This is a genomic window from Paenarthrobacter sp. TE4293, from assembly GCF_050435325.1.
Classification (GTDB): Bacteria; Actinomycetota; Actinomycetes; order Actinomycetales; family Micrococcaceae; genus Arthrobacter; species Arthrobacter nitroguajacolicus_C.
In genome coordinates, this window is sequence record NZ_JBNJRY010000007.1 from 215,725 (window position 1) to 230,902 (window position 15,178).

General features: G+C 61.6%; 15 protein-coding genes. 6 read left to right on the forward strand and 9 right to left on the reverse strand.

The features are described 5' to 3' along the window. Position 1: 1 nt before the first annotated feature. From QF015_RS15715 to eat, 6 genes are all read right to left on the reverse strand, one after another. Entirely contained in the window at positions 2–652 is a 651-nt protein-coding gene (locus QF015_RS15715; RefSeq protein ID WP_429390086.1) for a PadR family transcriptional regulator, read from the reverse strand. A gap of 163 nt (positions 653–815) precedes the next feature. Continuing rightward, positions 816–1,598, reverse strand: a complete 783-nt coding sequence (locus tag QF015_RS15720; RefSeq protein ID WP_429390087.1) for a 3-oxoacyl-ACP reductase — start codon at positions 1,596–1,598, stop codon at positions 816–818. Positions 1,599–1,628: 30 nt separating this feature from the next. Continuing rightward, a complete protein-coding gene (locus QF015_RS15725; protein WP_429390088.1) occupies positions 1,629–2,999 on the reverse strand; it encodes an aldehyde dehydrogenase family protein in 1,371 nt (456 codons plus the stop codon). Further along, positions 2,996–3,766 (reverse strand): gamma-glutamyl-gamma-aminobutyrate hydrolase family protein, encoded by a 771-nt coding sequence (locus QF015_RS15730; RefSeq protein WP_429390089.1) that lies wholly within the window; start codon positions 3,764–3,766, stop codon positions 2,996–2,998. The genes QF015_RS15725 and QF015_RS15730 overlap by 4 nt, the downstream gene beginning before the upstream one ends. After that, positions 3,747–5,129: a glutamine synthetase family protein gene (locus QF015_RS15735; RefSeq protein WP_429390152.1), complete on the reverse strand. Its 1,383-nt coding sequence runs from the start codon at positions 5,127–5,129 to the stop codon at positions 3,747–3,749. Before QF015_RS15735 ends, QF015_RS15730 begins: the two co-directional genes overlap by 20 nt. A gap of 35 nt (positions 5,130–5,164) precedes the next feature. Beyond that, positions 5,165–6,595, reverse strand: a complete 1,431-nt coding sequence (eat, locus tag QF015_RS15740; RefSeq protein ID WP_429390090.1) for an ethanolamine permease — start codon at positions 6,593–6,595, stop codon at positions 5,165–5,167. 186 nt (positions 6,596–6,781) lie between these two features. Here eat and QF015_RS15745 point away from each other — a divergent pair, with 186 nt between their 5' ends. Further along, positions 6,782–7,576 carry a FadR/GntR family transcriptional regulator gene (locus tag QF015_RS15745; protein ID WP_429390091.1) on the forward strand — a complete coding sequence of 265 codons (795 nt, stop codon included), beginning with the start codon at positions 6,782–6,784 and terminating at the stop codon, positions 7,574–7,576. Positions 7,577–7,599: 23 nt separating this feature from the next. Here QF015_RS15745 and QF015_RS15750 read toward each other — a convergent pair whose 3' ends face one another. Beyond that, positions 7,600–8,799: a CdaR family transcriptional regulator gene (locus tag QF015_RS15750; RefSeq protein ID WP_429390092.1), complete on the reverse strand. Its 1,200-nt coding sequence runs from the start codon at positions 8,797–8,799 to the stop codon at positions 7,600–7,602. A 176-nt stretch (positions 8,800–8,975) separates the two neighbouring features. Here QF015_RS15750 and QF015_RS15755 point away from each other — a divergent pair, with 176 nt between their 5' ends. The 5 genes from QF015_RS15755 (at position 8,976) to QF015_RS15775 (ending at position 13,261) form a co-directional block, all read left to right on the forward strand. Next, entirely contained in the window at positions 8,976–9,896 is a 921-nt protein-coding gene (locus QF015_RS15755; protein ID WP_429390093.1) for a substrate-binding periplasmic protein, read from the forward strand. A gap of 35 nt (positions 9,897–9,931) precedes the next feature. Beyond that, the gene (locus tag QF015_RS15760) at positions 9,932–10,690 is read left to right on the forward strand and encodes an amino acid ABC transporter permease (RefSeq protein WP_429390094.1); all 759 of its coding nucleotides are present in this window, start codon (positions 9,932–9,934) and stop codon (positions 10,688–10,690) included. Further along, entirely contained in the window at positions 10,687–11,484 is a 798-nt protein-coding gene (locus QF015_RS15765) for an amino acid ABC transporter ATP-binding protein (protein ID WP_429390095.1), read from the forward strand. Before QF015_RS15760 ends, QF015_RS15765 begins: the two co-directional genes overlap by 4 nt. 86 nt (positions 11,485–11,570) lie before the next feature. Next, complete coding sequence (locus QF015_RS15770; RefSeq protein ID WP_429390096.1) at positions 11,571–12,002, forward strand: RidA family protein; 432 nt, start codon at positions 11,571–11,573, stop codon at positions 12,000–12,002. After that, complete coding sequence (locus QF015_RS15775; protein WP_429390097.1) at positions 11,999–13,261, forward strand: D-amino acid dehydrogenase; 1,263 nt, start codon at positions 11,999–12,001, stop codon at positions 13,259–13,261. The genes QF015_RS15770 and QF015_RS15775 overlap by 4 nt, the downstream gene beginning before the upstream one ends. A gap of 6 nt (positions 13,262–13,267) precedes the next feature. Here QF015_RS15775 and nadE read toward each other — a convergent pair whose 3' ends face one another. Together nadE and QF015_RS15785 are read right to left on the reverse strand one after the other, a co-directional pair. Further along, positions 13,268–14,089: an ammonia-dependent NAD(+) synthetase gene (gene nadE / locus QF015_RS15780; protein WP_429390098.1), complete on the reverse strand. Its 822-nt coding sequence runs from the start codon at positions 14,087–14,089 to the stop codon at positions 13,268–13,270. A 49-nt stretch (positions 14,090–14,138) separates the two neighbouring features. Then, positions 14,139–15,158, reverse strand: coding sequence for a LacI family DNA-binding transcriptional regulator (locus QF015_RS15785; protein WP_429390099.1), 1,020 nt, complete (start codon positions 15,156–15,158; stop codon positions 14,139–14,141). Between the last annotated feature and the right edge of the window lie 20 nt (positions 15,159–15,178).

Here is a 15,178-nt window from a genome sequence, read left to right on the forward strand (position 1 = left end):
TTTAATCGGCCAGGATCAGGTAGAGCGCCCGGCGCGTTTCGTCCAGTTTCTCGATGGCGGCCTGGCGCTGTTCGTCAGTGGCTGCTGCGCGGAACTGGTGGATGACGCCCATGAGCTTGCCGACGCTTTGGTGGAAGGCCGCTCCGGTGCCGTCGGCCTCGGTGTTCCAGGCGTTGGCGAGCTCTTCTTCATGCTCGGCCACGTAGGCCTTGCCATCGTCGGTGAGCGTGAACTCGGTGCGACGACCCTCGCCAACAGCGATGATCAATTCCTCATCGACCAGTTGCTGCAGCGTCGGGTAGACAGAGCCGGGGCTTGGACGCCATGCGCCCGACGTCTTCTCGGCAATGGTCTTGATCAGGCCGTAGCCGTTGGACGGAGCCTCCGCCAGCAGCGAGAGAATCGCTGCGCGGACATCACCGCGGCTGGCCCTGCGTGAGCCGCCGGGACCAAATCCCCTGGGTCCGAATCCGGGTCCGAATCCCGGCCCAAAACCACCTGGGCCGAAGCTCGGGCCGAATCCGCCGCCGCCGTGTCCGCCCGGTCCGCGTCGCCCCTTGCCTCGATTGAAGCGACCCCGGCCGTGCTCGTGTTCGGGATGGCCGTGGCCGTGGTCCGGGAAGTTGTTGTCGTGTTCGTTGATGCCTTTCATAGCAGCATCGTCCTTTCGGTCGGTGTTACGCCGAAGGAGTATCGGCGATAGTTTACGATATATCGGTGACTATCGTGACGTCAAGAGTTGCAGGAAGAGAAATGCGGGGTCACCTACGGCTGCCGGACCGGCCGTAGGTGACCCCGCGTCGCTGTGGAGCGGCTTAGGAGAGAGGCGTGACGTACGCTCCCGAAATTCCGCCATCCACCAGGAATGTTGATGCCGTAATGAAGGATGCGTCGTCGCTGGCGAGGAATGCGACGGCGGCAGCCAGCTCTTCCGGTTCTGCGAAGCGTCCCAACGGCACGTGGACCAATCGGCGCGCCGCTTTCTCTGGATCTTTGGCAAAGAGTTCCTTCAACAGCGGCGTGTTCACCGGTCCAGGACAAAGGGCATTGATACGGATGCCCTGGCGCGCGAATTCGACGCCGAGTTCCCGGCTCATGGAAAGCACTCCACCCTTGGAAGCGCTGTAGGAGATTTGGGAAGTAGCGGCACCCATGACTGCAACGAATGATGCTGTGTTGATGATGGAACCCTTGCCTTGTTCCTGCATGTACGGGATGGCGTACTTGCAGCAGTAGTAGACCGAGGTCAGGTTTACTTCTTGAACCCTCCGCCAGGCGTCGATGCCCGTGTCCAGGATCGAGGCGTCATCCGCGGGGGAGATGCCGGCGTTGTTGAACGCAATGTCGACCCTGCCGTAGGTCTCTTTGGTCTGTGCGTAAAGATTGCGTACTTCTTCCTCACTGGTCACGTCCACCTTTACGAAAAGGCCCCCAACTTCGTTGGCCGCGGCAATACCGGAGGTCGGCTCAATGTCCGCGATCACTACGTTGGCGCCCTCGGCGGCCATCCGGCGTGCGGTGGCCAAGCCGATGCCGCTGGCGCCGCCCGTGATAACTGCGCTGCGGCCTGCGAGGCGGTTGGAAACTACTGCTTGCATGGGTTGCTCCTTTGGGAATGGTGGAAAAGATTAGGCGGGTTGGGTCGAGATGAAAACGTTCTTGACTTCGGTGAAGGCGTCCAAAGCGTCCGGGCCGAGCTCGCGCCCCAGACCTGATTGCTTGAAACCGCCGAAAGGTGTGGAGTAACGGACGGACGAATGCGAATTGACGGACAAGTTGCCGGACTCGACGCCGCGCGCCACGCGAAGTGCGCGGTCTACCTTGGAAGTCCAGATGGAACCGGACAGGCCGTACTCGGTGTTGTTGGCGATCCTTATAGCGTCGGCTTCGTCGTCGAACGGAACGACGGCGACAATCGGGCCGAAGATCTCGTCAGTGAAGGACGGCGCGTCCACGTCCGGCGTCAGCACGGTGGGCGGGAACCAGAAGCCCGGACCTTCCGGCGCCTTGCCCTGGAAGGCGACCGGGGCGCCTTCGGGCACGAACGCTGAAACTGTACTGAGCTGCTGCGCGGAGATGAGCGGACCCATCGTAGTGGCTGCATCGGCGGGATCGCCGACGCGCATGCCCAGGACTTCGGGTTCCAGCAGTTCGAGGAAGCGATCATAGACACTTCGTTGAACCAGGATTCGGGATCGTGCACAGCAATCCTGGCCGGCGTTGTCGAAAGCGCCACCCGGTGCGGCGGCCGCCGCGAGTTCAAGGTCGGCGTCGTCGAAAACGATGTTGGCGCTTTTACCGCCAAGTTCCAACGTCACCCGCTTCACCTGGTCAGCGCAGCCCGCCATGATCTGCTTCCCCACTCCGGTGGAGCCGGTAAAAACCACCTTGCGCACGGCAGGATGGGTGACGAAGCGCTGACCTACAACCGAGCCCTTCCCTGGAATCACCTGGAATACACCCTCGGGAATTCCTGACTCGAGGGCCAGCTCCCCAAGGCGGATCGCCGTCAGCGGTGTCACCTCTGCGGGCTTGAGTACAACTGTGTTTCCCGCCGCCAGGGCCGGCGCGAAACCCCATCCGGCAATTGGCATGGGAAAGTTCCACGGGACGATCACGCCCACTACGCCCAGCGGCTCATGGAACGTCACGTTGACGCCACCTGCTACCGGTATCTGCCTGCCGAAATGCCGTTCCGGGGCAGCGGAGTAGTAGTTCAGTACGTCCCGGACGTTCCCTGCTTCCCACCGGGCATTTCCGATGGTGTGCCCTGCGTTGCGGACCTCCAGTTGGGCGAGGTTCTCCAGATCGTCGTCGACGGCGGCAGCGAACCGTCGGAGCAGCAGCGCACGGTCCGCGGGCGCCACGGCCCGCCACGACTCGTACGCGGCAGCGGCCTTCTCGATGGCAGCGTCCGTTTCTGCCAGGCCTGCGAGTGGAACCGACTGGATGACCTCCTCGGTGGCTGGATTGATTACGTCAAAGACTGATGCAGTCATGCGGTGTACATCGCTTTCATGGTTGCGGTGTGGTCGGAACGGTAGTTCGCGGCTGCTTCCACGAAGCCGCGGAAGAGCCGGAGATCGTCGGGGTTCTGCTCCGGATGGAATTGGACTCCCAACACCCAGCCGCCTTCCGTTGTTTCCAGTGCTTGGACCATTCCGTCTGCGGACCGGGCTGTCACTCGCAGGGTCTGGGGCACAGAGTCCATGGCCTGGTGGTGGTAGCAGGGCGACTCAGCGGTGTCGCCGAGCAAATCATTGATCAGGCTGCCAGGGGTGGTGCTGAAGGCCGCCTCCCCGTAAACCCCGGGCGCTGGCTGGCACCTGGCGTCCGGGTTGACGTCAGGGATGTGCTGGATCAGGGTGCCGCCCAACACGACGTTCAGGAGTTGCGCGCCCCGGCAGATCGCGAACAGGGGTAGCTCGCGTTCCAGCGCGGTGTGGAGAAGCACGGAATCGTGGCTGTCCCGCAACGGTTGCGGCCGTGTCGTAGGGTGGGGCGCCTGGCCGTAAAGGGAAGGATCGACGTCCGGCCCTCCCACCACAATCAGCCCGTCCACCACGTCCAGGATCGAAGGGTCGGTACCCCGGGGTGGTAGCAGTATGGGTGTCCCACCGGCGGCGACTACAGCCTCGACGTATGTCGAAGGGAGGATTGCCGCCGTCGTATTCCACACTCCCCAAGAGGCCTCTTGAAGGTAACTCGTGAGTGCGATTCTGGGCCTGTACGTTGGCCCGTGCGTTTCAGAGTCGTTCGAAGCCACGGGTCCGCTCCCAGTCTGTGATGGCGCTGTTGTACGCGGTGAGTTCCACCGTGGCGGCGTGGACGTAGTGGTCTACCACGTCGTCGCCGAAGGCCTTTCGGGCGATGCTGCTTTCGGCGAGCAGATCGCGGGCGTCCCGCAGGGTTGTGGGTAGGCGGTCCGCATCGGATTCGTACGCGTTGCCCTTGGTGATGGCCTGCAACGGGAGATCATTCTCGATGCCGTGGATGACCGCCGCGATCATGGCTGCGACGGCGAGGTAGGGGTTGACGTCGCCGCCACCCACGCGGTTTTCGGTGCGGAGGCCCGGGCCATGTCCCACGACGCGCAGTGCACAGCTGCGGTTATCGAGGCCCCAGGCGATAGCCGTCGGCGCAAAGCTGCCCTCCACGAAACGCTTGTAGGAGTTGATGTTTGGCGCCAGGAAGTAGGTCAGTTCGCGCAGTGCTGCCAACTGTCCCGCCACGAAACGTTCCATCACGGGACTGAAGCCGTGTTCGCCGTCGCCTGCCAACACGGGATTGCCTTCCAGATCGGTGAGGCTGAAGTGGATGTGACAGGAGTTGCCTTCGCGCTCGTTGAATTTGGACATGAAGGTAATGCTTTTCCCGTGTCGGTCCGCGATCTCCTTGGCACCGTTTTTGTAGAACGAGTGTTTGTCACACGCCGCCAAGGCTTCATCAAAGCGGAACGTGATTTCCTGCTGTCCCAGGTTGCATTCACCCTTGGACGATTCCACCACCAGTCCGGCGGCCTCCATGTTGGTGCGGATGGAGCGGATCACCGGTTCCAGGCGCGCGGTGGCCAGCAGCGAATAGTCCACGTTGTACTGCGTAGCGGGCGTGAGGCTGGTGTAGTTCTTCTCCCAGGCTTGGCTGTAGGAGTCGTCGAACATGATGAACTCAAGCTCGGTTCCGGCGTAGGCACGGTAGCCAAGCTTTTCGAGTCGCTCGATCTGGGCCTTCAGGATCTGGCGCGGCGAGGCAGCGACCGGAGTGTGGTTCGTCCAGAGCACATCGCACTGCACGATCGCTGTTCCTTCCAGCCAAGGAACACGGCGCAGGGTGGAGATGTCGGGCATCATCACCATGTCTCCGTAGCCTGTTTCCCACGAGGACATGGCATAACCGTCTACCGTTTCCATCTCGACATCGACGGCGAGAAGGTAGTTGCAGCCCTCGGCTCCATGGTCCAGGACGTCCTCCATGAAGGACCGCGCCCCACAGCGCTTGCCCTGCAGGCGTCCCAGGGCATCCGTGATGGCGACAATGACGGTGTCGATATCGCCGCTGTCAATTAGCCCCCGAAGTTCGTCGAGGGTCAGTTGCTGGTTCCGGGCTGACTGTTTGTTCTGCTCATTCATGGTGTCTCCGCGGTTCTTGAGAGTGGACATTGTTGTTACTTCAGTTCGGCTTCCGCCATGGCCAGTTGGGCGAACTCTTCTTCGGGTGCGCCCGCCACGATCCGGTGCCGGCTGTAGAGCCAGTAGTAGAGAAGGGCGGCGGCAAAGATTGCCGCTGTGATGGAAGCTGCCAACACGTCGACGACGAACGTCGCCACCACCGCCACGGCAGAAAGGATCAGGGCAACCGACGTTGTGGCGATCCCGCCAGGGGTTCTGTAGCCACGCTCCAGGTTGGGTTCCTTCTTGCGCAAAACGATGTGGGAGAGGTTGAGCAGGACGTAGGAAACCGTGGCTCCAAAGACTGCGATGTTGATCAGCAGGGCGCCGTCCTGCGTCACTGCTGCGAGCAGGAAACCTATGGTGCCGGGAATGATGAGGGCCCAGTATGGGGTGCGACGCGCCCCGGTAAGGGAGAGCCAGCGCGGCAGATAGCCCGCCCGGGATAGTGCGAAGAGCTGCCGGGAGTAGGCGTAGATGATGGAGAAGAAGCTGGCAACCAACCCCGCCAGACCGGCGTAATTGATGAAGTCGGCCAAGAATGTGTCGCCGCCGTAGGCGATGCGCAATGCTTCGGGTAGCGGGTTATCTGATCCGCTCATGGCTTGGGAGCCGGCAGCCCCAGGGACCAGGACCAGCATCAACGATCCGAAGACCACCAGGATGATGACGGCCACGATGATGCCTCGCGGCATGTCCCGCTTCGGGTTGGACGTTTCTTCGGCTGCCAGGGGAACGCCCTCCACTGCCAGGAAGAACCAGATGCCGTAGACGAGTGCTGCGAGAATGCCGCTCACACCCATGGGGAGGAAGGCGCTGGAGCCTGCGGAGCCGTTCGGGACGATGTCGAAGAGCCTGGCAGCGTCGAACTTGGGAAGGAGGCCTATCACCGCGGCGATCAACGCAACCGTGGCGACTGCCGTGATGCCAAACATGATCTTCAGTGCCTCACCTACGCCACGGATGTGGATACCAATGAAGATCAGGTAGGTGACGAGGTAGACCGGCCAGGAGTTGGTGAGCCCGAAGAGCCCCAGTGCTTCCACGTAGCCGCCGATGAACGTAGCAATGGCTGCCGGCGCTACCGCATACTCAATCAGGACCGCCATGCCCGTGGCGTATCCGCCGAGTGGACCTAAAGCCCTGCGGGCGAACGCATAGCCGGCCCCCGCCGTCGGGAGCGTTGATGAAAGTTCGGCGAGGCCGAAGACCATGCAGGTATACATGACTGCCATCAGCACAAAGGCAATGAGCAGTCCGCCCCAGCCTCCTTGGGCGAGGCCCAGGTTCCAGCCGGCGAAGTCGCCGGAGATAACGTACGCAACCCCCAGACCGGCCAGTAGGATCCAGCCGGCTGCGCCTCTTTTGAGGCGCCGATGCTCTAAATACTCTTCCTCGCCACCGGGTGGCTGGTGCGCTGTTTCCATGCGTGTTCCTAACGTCTGAGGAATGCTTGTGGGAGAGTTCAATGTGTGGATCGATCGAGGATCCTAAAGGACTGTTTTCAGTCCAAAGTATGCTTCAAAGTGTGGAGTGTGATCTCCGCCTCGTCAAGGGTTCTCGAAAAATCCACCGCTTTTGATTGGCTGAGTATGCGCTCAATGGTGTCTTTCGTGACCATTGACATCCACGCAGCTACTATGAAAGCAGCAGGCACCACGGGTGCCGCGACCCGCGCGGAAGGAGATGCAGTGCCCGACTCGCCCTTTGGCTCGTCATTCTCGATGCTGCGTCCCGTGAGGGGTGGCAATGCGTTCGAAGAAACCATCGAGCACATACTGCAGACCATCAAGTTGGGTATTTTCGCTCCCTCCGAAAAGTTGCCCCCCGAACGTGAGCTGGCTGAACAGCTAGGGGTCTCCCGTGCAACACTCCGGGACGCTTTGGGGGAACTGCAGAGTGCTGGTTATCTTGAGGTCCAGCGGGGCAGGTATGGGGGGACGTACGTCTCCACCGCCACAGTGCAACGGACGCCTGATGACAGACCCTTGGATCCGGCCGAAGTTGAAGACGTCCTGCTCTTCCGGTCCATCATTGAACCCGCGGCGGCCGTCCTGGCAGCGAAAGCAGATCTATCGGCGGCAGCACGGCGGCACCTCCAGACCTGCCTTTCGGAAGTCAGTGCGTCCTCCGCGAACGGGTACCGCCCGCGGGATGCGCGGTTCCACATTGCAATCGCGGAATTGTCCGGATCCGCCAGCTTGGTCAGTGCAGTAGCTGAAACCCGTGCACGACTCAACGATCTCTTGGACCGCATCCCACTGCTAGCCACCAACCTGGACCACGCCAACGAACAGCACGCAGACATTGCGGATGCCATTCTGCGTGGTGATGCACCGGCTGCCGAACGGGCCACAGTGGAGCACCTTGAAGGTACCGCTTCCCTCCTGCGGGGCTTCCTGGCCTGAGTTCCTTTCCGCGCCCGCAACGGTCACGATCCAGTGGGTTCGCCGACGTCGAACTCGTTGGTCTTGCACGCCAGGTACAACGCCAAGTAGGCCACTGCTGTTCGCGTAGTCCAGCCTTGGAGTTGCTCGATCCTCTCAAGCCGATGAATAAGCGTGTTGCGGTGGATATGAAGGCGGCGTGCGGCGCCCACCAAGGAAAAGCCGCTTTCGCACCAGGCAATCACGGTGCTCCGAACGGTACTCCAATCGCCCACGGCCACAAGGGGCGCGGCCACGGCTGCCGTGTAGCGCTGCCTTGCACGCAGGCCGATGCCTGACAGCAACTGTTCCATGCGCACTTCATCGATGGTGGTGACGCTGCGGCGGGTGATCCGGCGACCCAGATGCAGGGCATCAGCCGCGTCTTCGTAAGCGGTGCGCATTTGGGTGGGACCGGCCCCTTCGGTTCCGATACCAATTTCGACGTCGGCGCCTAAGTGTGCGCGGAACTGGTCGACGCAGTGACGGGCTTGGGACAGGATTCCGACCATTCCATCCGGCGTGGGGCGGGCGAAAACGACGTAACGATTTGCGCTGATGGAGACGGCGATTGTCTGCCGGTGCTGAAAGCTTTCACGAAGCAGCACCAATGCGCGTGGTAGCCACTCCGTGGTATTCGAAGGAGCGGGCGTGCGGCCGGGAAGGTGGACAACCACTGCGATCCGCCGGGCAGAGAGGTCCACCCCTTGGTCGTTGGCTTGGTCCAGCAGGGTTGAATCGTCCGTCTCCTGCGGATCGAAGGCAAGAATGCTGCGTACAAGGTCCTCCAGCTCGCGCTCCCGCTGCAAGGTGGACCGGAGCAGTGAAGCTTGGTGGAGCAGGATTTCCGTCTGGCGTTCCACCATCAATCCAAAGCGCGTGACTTGGGCCGGAGCGCCCGTAATTCCGACCGTGCCCACCGCCTGGCCATTGAGCAGGATGGGCAGCGTGACCCCGGGCTTGACCCCCTCCAACGCCCGGGCCTGGGCGGCAGAATGGGTGGCCGATAAGCGCGTGCGGATCACTTCCAGAGACGCTTCATGGAAGCTGCCAACACGGCTCGTATCGCCGCTGCCGATCACCGTGCCGTGGGCGTCGGTGATAAGGATGTTGAAGCCCACGATTTGGCTGGTGTCACCGGCAATTTGCTGGGCAAGTGCCGGGGTTAGGGGGCCGGCTCCGGTGCGGATGGTGGTCACTGCCATGACGGATCGCTTTCGGTTCTTTCGTACAACAGGTTGGGCAGGAATTGCTAAGAACATGGATGAATAGTCCAATGACTTTCGTCACACCCAAGCCTACGGTTGTTACTAAGCGGCGCAAAGCCGAATCAGCAGAAGGCGTTCTGCATCAGCATTGAACCCATCGAAAGGCGACCACCATGTTTCGTCGCATCCACAAACCCATCCGTTCGTCCGTCGTCGCAGTCCTGGGTGCCGCGACCTTGGCTCTGACAGCCTGTGGCGGCAACGGCGCCGCCAGCAATTCAGATGCCCTGGACACTATCGAACCGGGCAAACTGAAGGTAGCTATCCAGCCGTATATGCCATACACGGCAATGAAAGACGGCCAGATGGTTGGCCTTGATGCCGAGATCCTGCAGGCCGCAGCGAAGAAGCTGAACCTCACGATCGAACCCCAGGTCACAGACTTCAACGGCATGCTTGGAGGTGTCCAAAGCCGTCGCGTTGATATCTCCATTGGGGGAATTGCCTGGACCAAAGAACGCGCCAAGGCTGGATTGTTCACCGATCCTCCCTACTACTCCCCGCCAGCGATGGCCGTGCAAGGCGACAGGGACGTCAAGACCCTTGCAGACCTCCGGGGGAAGAACCTGGGCACCGTTACGGGCTACGTCTGGGTGAAGTCGATCAAAGCGGTTCCAGAAGCCAAACTCAATTCCTATCCTGACGCCAACGGACTGTTCGCTGATGTCGGCTCGGGGCGGGTTGACGTAGGTTTCGTGGACCCCTTGCTCATCTCCTACACCCAGGCGCAACGCCCTGATCTGGGCATCCAAACCAAGTATTTGACGCCGCCCACGGACGAAGAAGTGCAGAAATCTCCGGATCTGGCCTATTTTCAGCCGTACATGACCAGCTTTTACGTGCCCAAGGAGGCCCCGAAGCTGGAGAAAGCGGTCTCCGGAGTGATTCGCGAAATGTACACCAACGGGGAGCTGGCCAGCCTAATTACCAAATACGGTGGCGACCCGGACCAGTACCTGAAGCCGTCGCCGTCCATGACAGCGGATCGGCGGGCCGAGGACCGCCCGGCCGACTGGACGGCTCCTTCGAACTGAACGCCAGATACCACTCCCAAAGGACAGGAACAAACATGAACCCCGCACCCGGCCTGTTTCAGGTGCCATGGCAGGAATATGTGCCAGCACTTGCCGATGGTCTGCTGAGGTCCCTTGGCTACACTGCAGCCGGCTTCGCCGGCGCGGTGGTGATTGGACTCGGCGTCGCGCTCCTGCGCATCAGTTCCCGTCGGCTACTCCGGATTCCGGCTGCCATTTACACGGAACTGTTCAAGAACATCCCCTTGTTGGCCATCATCTTCATTACGTACTTCGGCTTGGCTTCCATCGGAATCCGGCTTGACGCCTTCCAGGCCGGCACCCTTAGCTTGGTGATCTTCTACGGGGCGTATCTTTCGGAGATTTTCCGGGCTGCCCTCCTCGGTGTGCATGCCGGACAACGGGAAGCAGGCCAAGCATTGGGCCTCGGTCCGACGGTGACTTTCACCGGCATCATCTTCCCGCAGGCGCTCCGGCTCGCACTGCCGGGAACCGGCACCATGTTGGTGGACCTTCTAAAGTCCACATCCCTGCTGGTGGTGATTTCGGCGGCGGAGCTCATGTCCCAGGCGCAGCTGATCGCCAGCGAAACGTTCCGTGCCCTTGAGGTCTACATAGTCATTTCCGCCATCTACTTTGTGGTCTGCTACCCGCTCTCGCAAGTGGTCCTGAGGCTTGAACGCCGTGTTCAAGCCGGCGCGCCCTTGTCCCTGCGCCGGTACCGCAGGTTGGCCCAGGCACGCGCCCTCTTGGCAGCCGCGGAAACCACGTCATACTCGGAGGTAAAGCCATGACGATCGGAAGAGCCGAAACCAAAGGCCAAACAGTGAACAATGCCCGTCCAGTGGTGGAGATCAAGTCGCTGGTGAAGTCCTTCTCTGGCCGCGTCGTGCTGGATACCGTGGATTTCACAGTCAAGCCAGGCAACATCGTCAGCATCATCGGCCGAAGCGGCGGTGGCAAGACCACCTTGATGCGATGCATCAACCTCCTTGAACAACCCGATTCGGGCACCATAACGTTGCAGGGTGAGCCCGTGTTTGCTGGGCGGAAGACGGTGTGCAAGGATCTGGCCAAGCTGAGGCAACGGGTGGGGATGGTCTTCCAGCGCTTCTATCTGTTTCCCCACCTGACAGCCGTGGAGAATGTCATGCTCGCCCAGATGAAGGGGCTTAAGATCCCTGAGAAGAAGGCTCTCCATACTGCCCTGCAGTTGCTCGCCGAAGTGGGATTGTCGCACCGGGCCCTCGCATTTCCGGAACAGATGTCCGGCGGCGAACAGCAAAGGGTAGCGATTGCAAGGGCATTGGCACTGGGTCCCAGTCTCCTGTTGTTCGACGAGCCCACGTCCGCGCTCGACCCCGAGTCCACCCGGGACGTGCTGGCCGTCATGCGCCGTCTGGCCCGGTCCGGTATGACCATGGTCATCGTCACGCACGAAGTCCCCTTTGCCAGGGAGATCTCAGACCAAATCGTGTTCATAGATGGCGGACGCATCATCGAACAAGGTCCTCCGTCCGAGGTGATCGACAACCCTCGCGAAGAACGCACCAAGGTGTTCCTCCGCTCCTACAACTCGACCAGCTAAGTTCACTCCACCAGCGGCGCCCCTTCGTCGTAGTACCCCTTTGCCACATCGCGCTTATACGTGCCCAATTTCCTTGAAAGGGAACCATGACTTCGATTCAAAGCCCCGGCCGGACGGTTGATGTTGACGGCATCACAACCCCGGATTCGCCATACCCATCAGCCACCCGGGCAGGGGATACCGTCTACATTTCGGGTCAGGTTTCGTTTGGCGACCGTGGAACCGTGGTAGGTGAAGGTGATATCCAGGCTCAGACGCGGTGTTCCCTGGAGAGGCTTGTCACTGTCCTGTCCACCTACGGCGCCACCCTTGGTGACGTGGTTTCCTGCACGGTCTATCTCCGGGACGCCGCGCTAGCGGAGGCATTCAACAGAACCTGGGTCTCCGTCTTTGGAGGACATCGACCTTCCAGAGCCACTGTTGTTGCCGAGTTGCTGGACCCGCGACTCCTTGTGGAGGTGCAGGCAATCGCTTGTTTGCCACAAGGCGGACCTGACCGGGCGGAGGCACGGAAATGAAACTTCTGGTTGTTGGCGCTGGAATCATCGGTGTCACAACGGCCTACGAGTTGGCCCGACGGGGACACGACGTTGAAGTAGTGGACAGGGAGGCCGCTGAAACACTAGCCACCAGCGACGCTACGGCGGGCCTGATCGCGCCCGGGCACTCCTTTGCCTGGGCCTCACCCTCCGCACCCAAGGAATTGCTGAAGTCAGTCTTCAGTGCCGATACTTCTATCCGGGTAAAGCCACGCCTCGATGCTGAGCTAGTGTCTTGGGGTCTGAAGTTCCTGCGTGAATGCACAGGCCCCCGGGCGCATCGAAACACGCTGGCAAAGCTCCGCCTCGCCCAACGGAGCCAACAGCTCTTCAACGCGATGATCGAAGGAAAGGGCATGGACTTTCGGCCTTCAAACGGCGGCGTCCTCTACCTCTATAGGGATGCGGATGCCCTGGGGCGCGCAATGGCACACGGCAGCGTCATGCGTGAGAACGGCCAGGTCCAGCGGATCGTGTCCCGTGAGGAACTGCTTCATCTCGAGCCAGCGCTGGCCAACAGCCACGTCAGTTTCGCCGGTGCTGTCCATGACGAAACTGACGCAACGGGAAATCCCGCCAAATTTGCCGCGGAAGTCCGCAAGCTGTGTGAGGAGTTGGGAGTGCGGTTCACCTTCGACACTTCCGTTGAAGGCATCAGATTAGACAGATCACGGTCCGCTGCTCCCCGTGTGACAGCACTCAGGAGCAGTCAAGGTGAGCTTGTCGCTGACCGGTTCATCCTTGCAGGTGGCCCCGAAAGCGCGCGCCTGGCCCGAACCGCGGGTGTCCGGCTTCCGGTGTATCCGGCGAAGGGCTACAGCCTCACCGCTCCCATCAATGAAGGAGCCCTCGCCCCCGGCTTGGGCGGCATTGATGAGCGGTCCTTGGTGGCGTGGTCAAGGTTTGGGGACCATTTGCGGATGTCCGCTACGGCCGAGTTCGCCGGTTACTCGCAGCAGTACGCCCGGAAGGACTTTGCAAACATCCTCAAAGCAGGAAAGGAACTCTTCCCCGGGGTGCTGGATCTCAGCAGGGCTACCTACAAAGTGGGACTTCGCCCCATGACTCCGGACGGACCGCCCATCATTGGCCGGGCAGGCGAAAGCAACCTCTACATCAACACCGGTCACGGGCACCTTGGGTGGACCATGGCCTGCGGGTCAGCAGAGATGCTGGCGGACCTGATCGACGGTAAAACTACGGCGCTCGCGGCCGCGCCTTACGCCGTTGGCCGCTAGGTCAGGCTATTTCCACCACGTATCAAAGATCGTGACCGGAACTGTCCTCTTGTGGCGTGTCCGGAGGTACTTCTGCTCGATCAGCTCAGCGGCGCCCTCGGGGATGTCGCGGCCTTCGAGGTAGTCGTCGATCTGGTCGTAGGTGATGCCGAGCTCGTCTTCGTCGGTGCGGCCGGGCTTGTCGTCCAGGAGATCGGCGGTGGGCACCTTTTCCCAGACGCGGGACGGGGCACCCAGTTCTGCGAGGAGTGCGCGGTTCTGTCGTTTGTTCAGACCGAACAGCGGCAGGATGTCCGCGCCGCCGTCGCCAAATTTCGTGAAGAAGCCCGTCACGGACTCGGCACCGTGGTCCGTGCCGATCACCAGGTAGTTATGCTCGCCCGCCAGGGCGTACTGGGCGATCATGCGCGCGCGGGCCTTGGTGTTGCCCTTGTGGAAATCGGAGATCTCCGCGCCCGTGGTTTTCTGGAACTCTTCCTCGAACCCGTCGACGGCCTGGGAGATGTTGTAGGTCCACTCGGTCTTGGCCTTGATGAAGTCCAGGGCGGCCTGGGCATCGTCTTCGTCGTGCTGGATCCCATAGGGCAGGCGGACAGCGACAAAGTTCGCCTCCACGCCGTCGGCTTCCAATTCCTCGACTGCCAATTGGGCGAGGCGGCCGGCGAGCGAAGAATCGATGCCGCCCGAAATGCCCAGGACAAAGCCCTTGGTGCCCGTCGCTTTGACGTAGTCCTTCAGGAAGGCGACCCGTTTGCGGATCTCCTCCGCAGGATCGATCCGGGGCTGGACGCCCATTTCCTCAATGATGGTGGCCTGGAGTTCGCGCATGGTTCAACACTAGTCAGCCCGGCAATGAAGGCTCAACCATATTGCGCCTTTAGTTGGGGGACACCGGCCCTGTTGAGCCCCGGACCGTGAGATGGGTGGGCATGACGGAGCGGCTTCGGCTTCCGCCTCCGGCCAAGGGATTCAACTGCGCCAGCAGCATGGAGACAGCTACGCGGCCGGCTTGTTCGATGGGGGAGCTCATGGTGGTCAGGGGAGGGTTGCAGAAGTCTGCGCCGAAGATGTCATCGCAGCCCACAATGCTCATGTCCTCCGGGACGCGCAGTCCACGTTCGCGCAGCCGCTGCAGCATGCCGATGGCGATCAGGTCGTTGAAGACGATGCATGCCGTGACCCCGCTGTGCACGGCGGCGTCGGCGGCAGCGGCCCCGGACCGGGTGGTGGGCGCGAAAGGGCCCAGGCTCCGGACGTCAACGCCGCGGCTTTCAGCGGCGGCGGACAACGCGGCCCAGCGGCGTGCGCTCGATTGCGAGATGGCGGGCCCGGAAATATACGCCACAGAGGTGTGGCCTACGGAGATGAGGTGGTCAAGGGCCTGCGGCATGGCAGAGGGAGTGTCGATGATGACCGCAGGGACGCCGTCGACATCGCGGTTGACGGTGACCATCGGCATCCTGGACGCGGCAGCGGCGAGGGCTTCATCGGTGAGGCGGGAAGCAGCCACGATGACGCCGTCGGCACTTTTGCGCAATTGCTCCAGCGTGCTGGCCTCGACCTCGTCCGACTCTTCGGTATCCACCAGGAGCTGTGTATAACCGGCGGCCTTGAGTTGGAGCTGCGTCCCACGGATGAGATCGAAGTAGAAGGGGTTGGTAATGTCCGGGACCAGGACGCCTACGGCGCCGGTCTTTCCTGAACTCAGGGCTTTCGCCTGCGAGTTTGGCGTGTAGTTAAGCTCGACGGCGGCCGCCTGGATCCGCTCGCGGGTGCGGATATTGACGCGGTCGGGATTGGTCAGTGCCCTGGACACCGTCGATGCCGCCACGCCACACAGGGCGGCGATGTCATGGATGGTGGCGGGGCGTTCTGCCGCCACTGGGTGCGTAGCCACGGGCGTTCCTCTCTGAACGT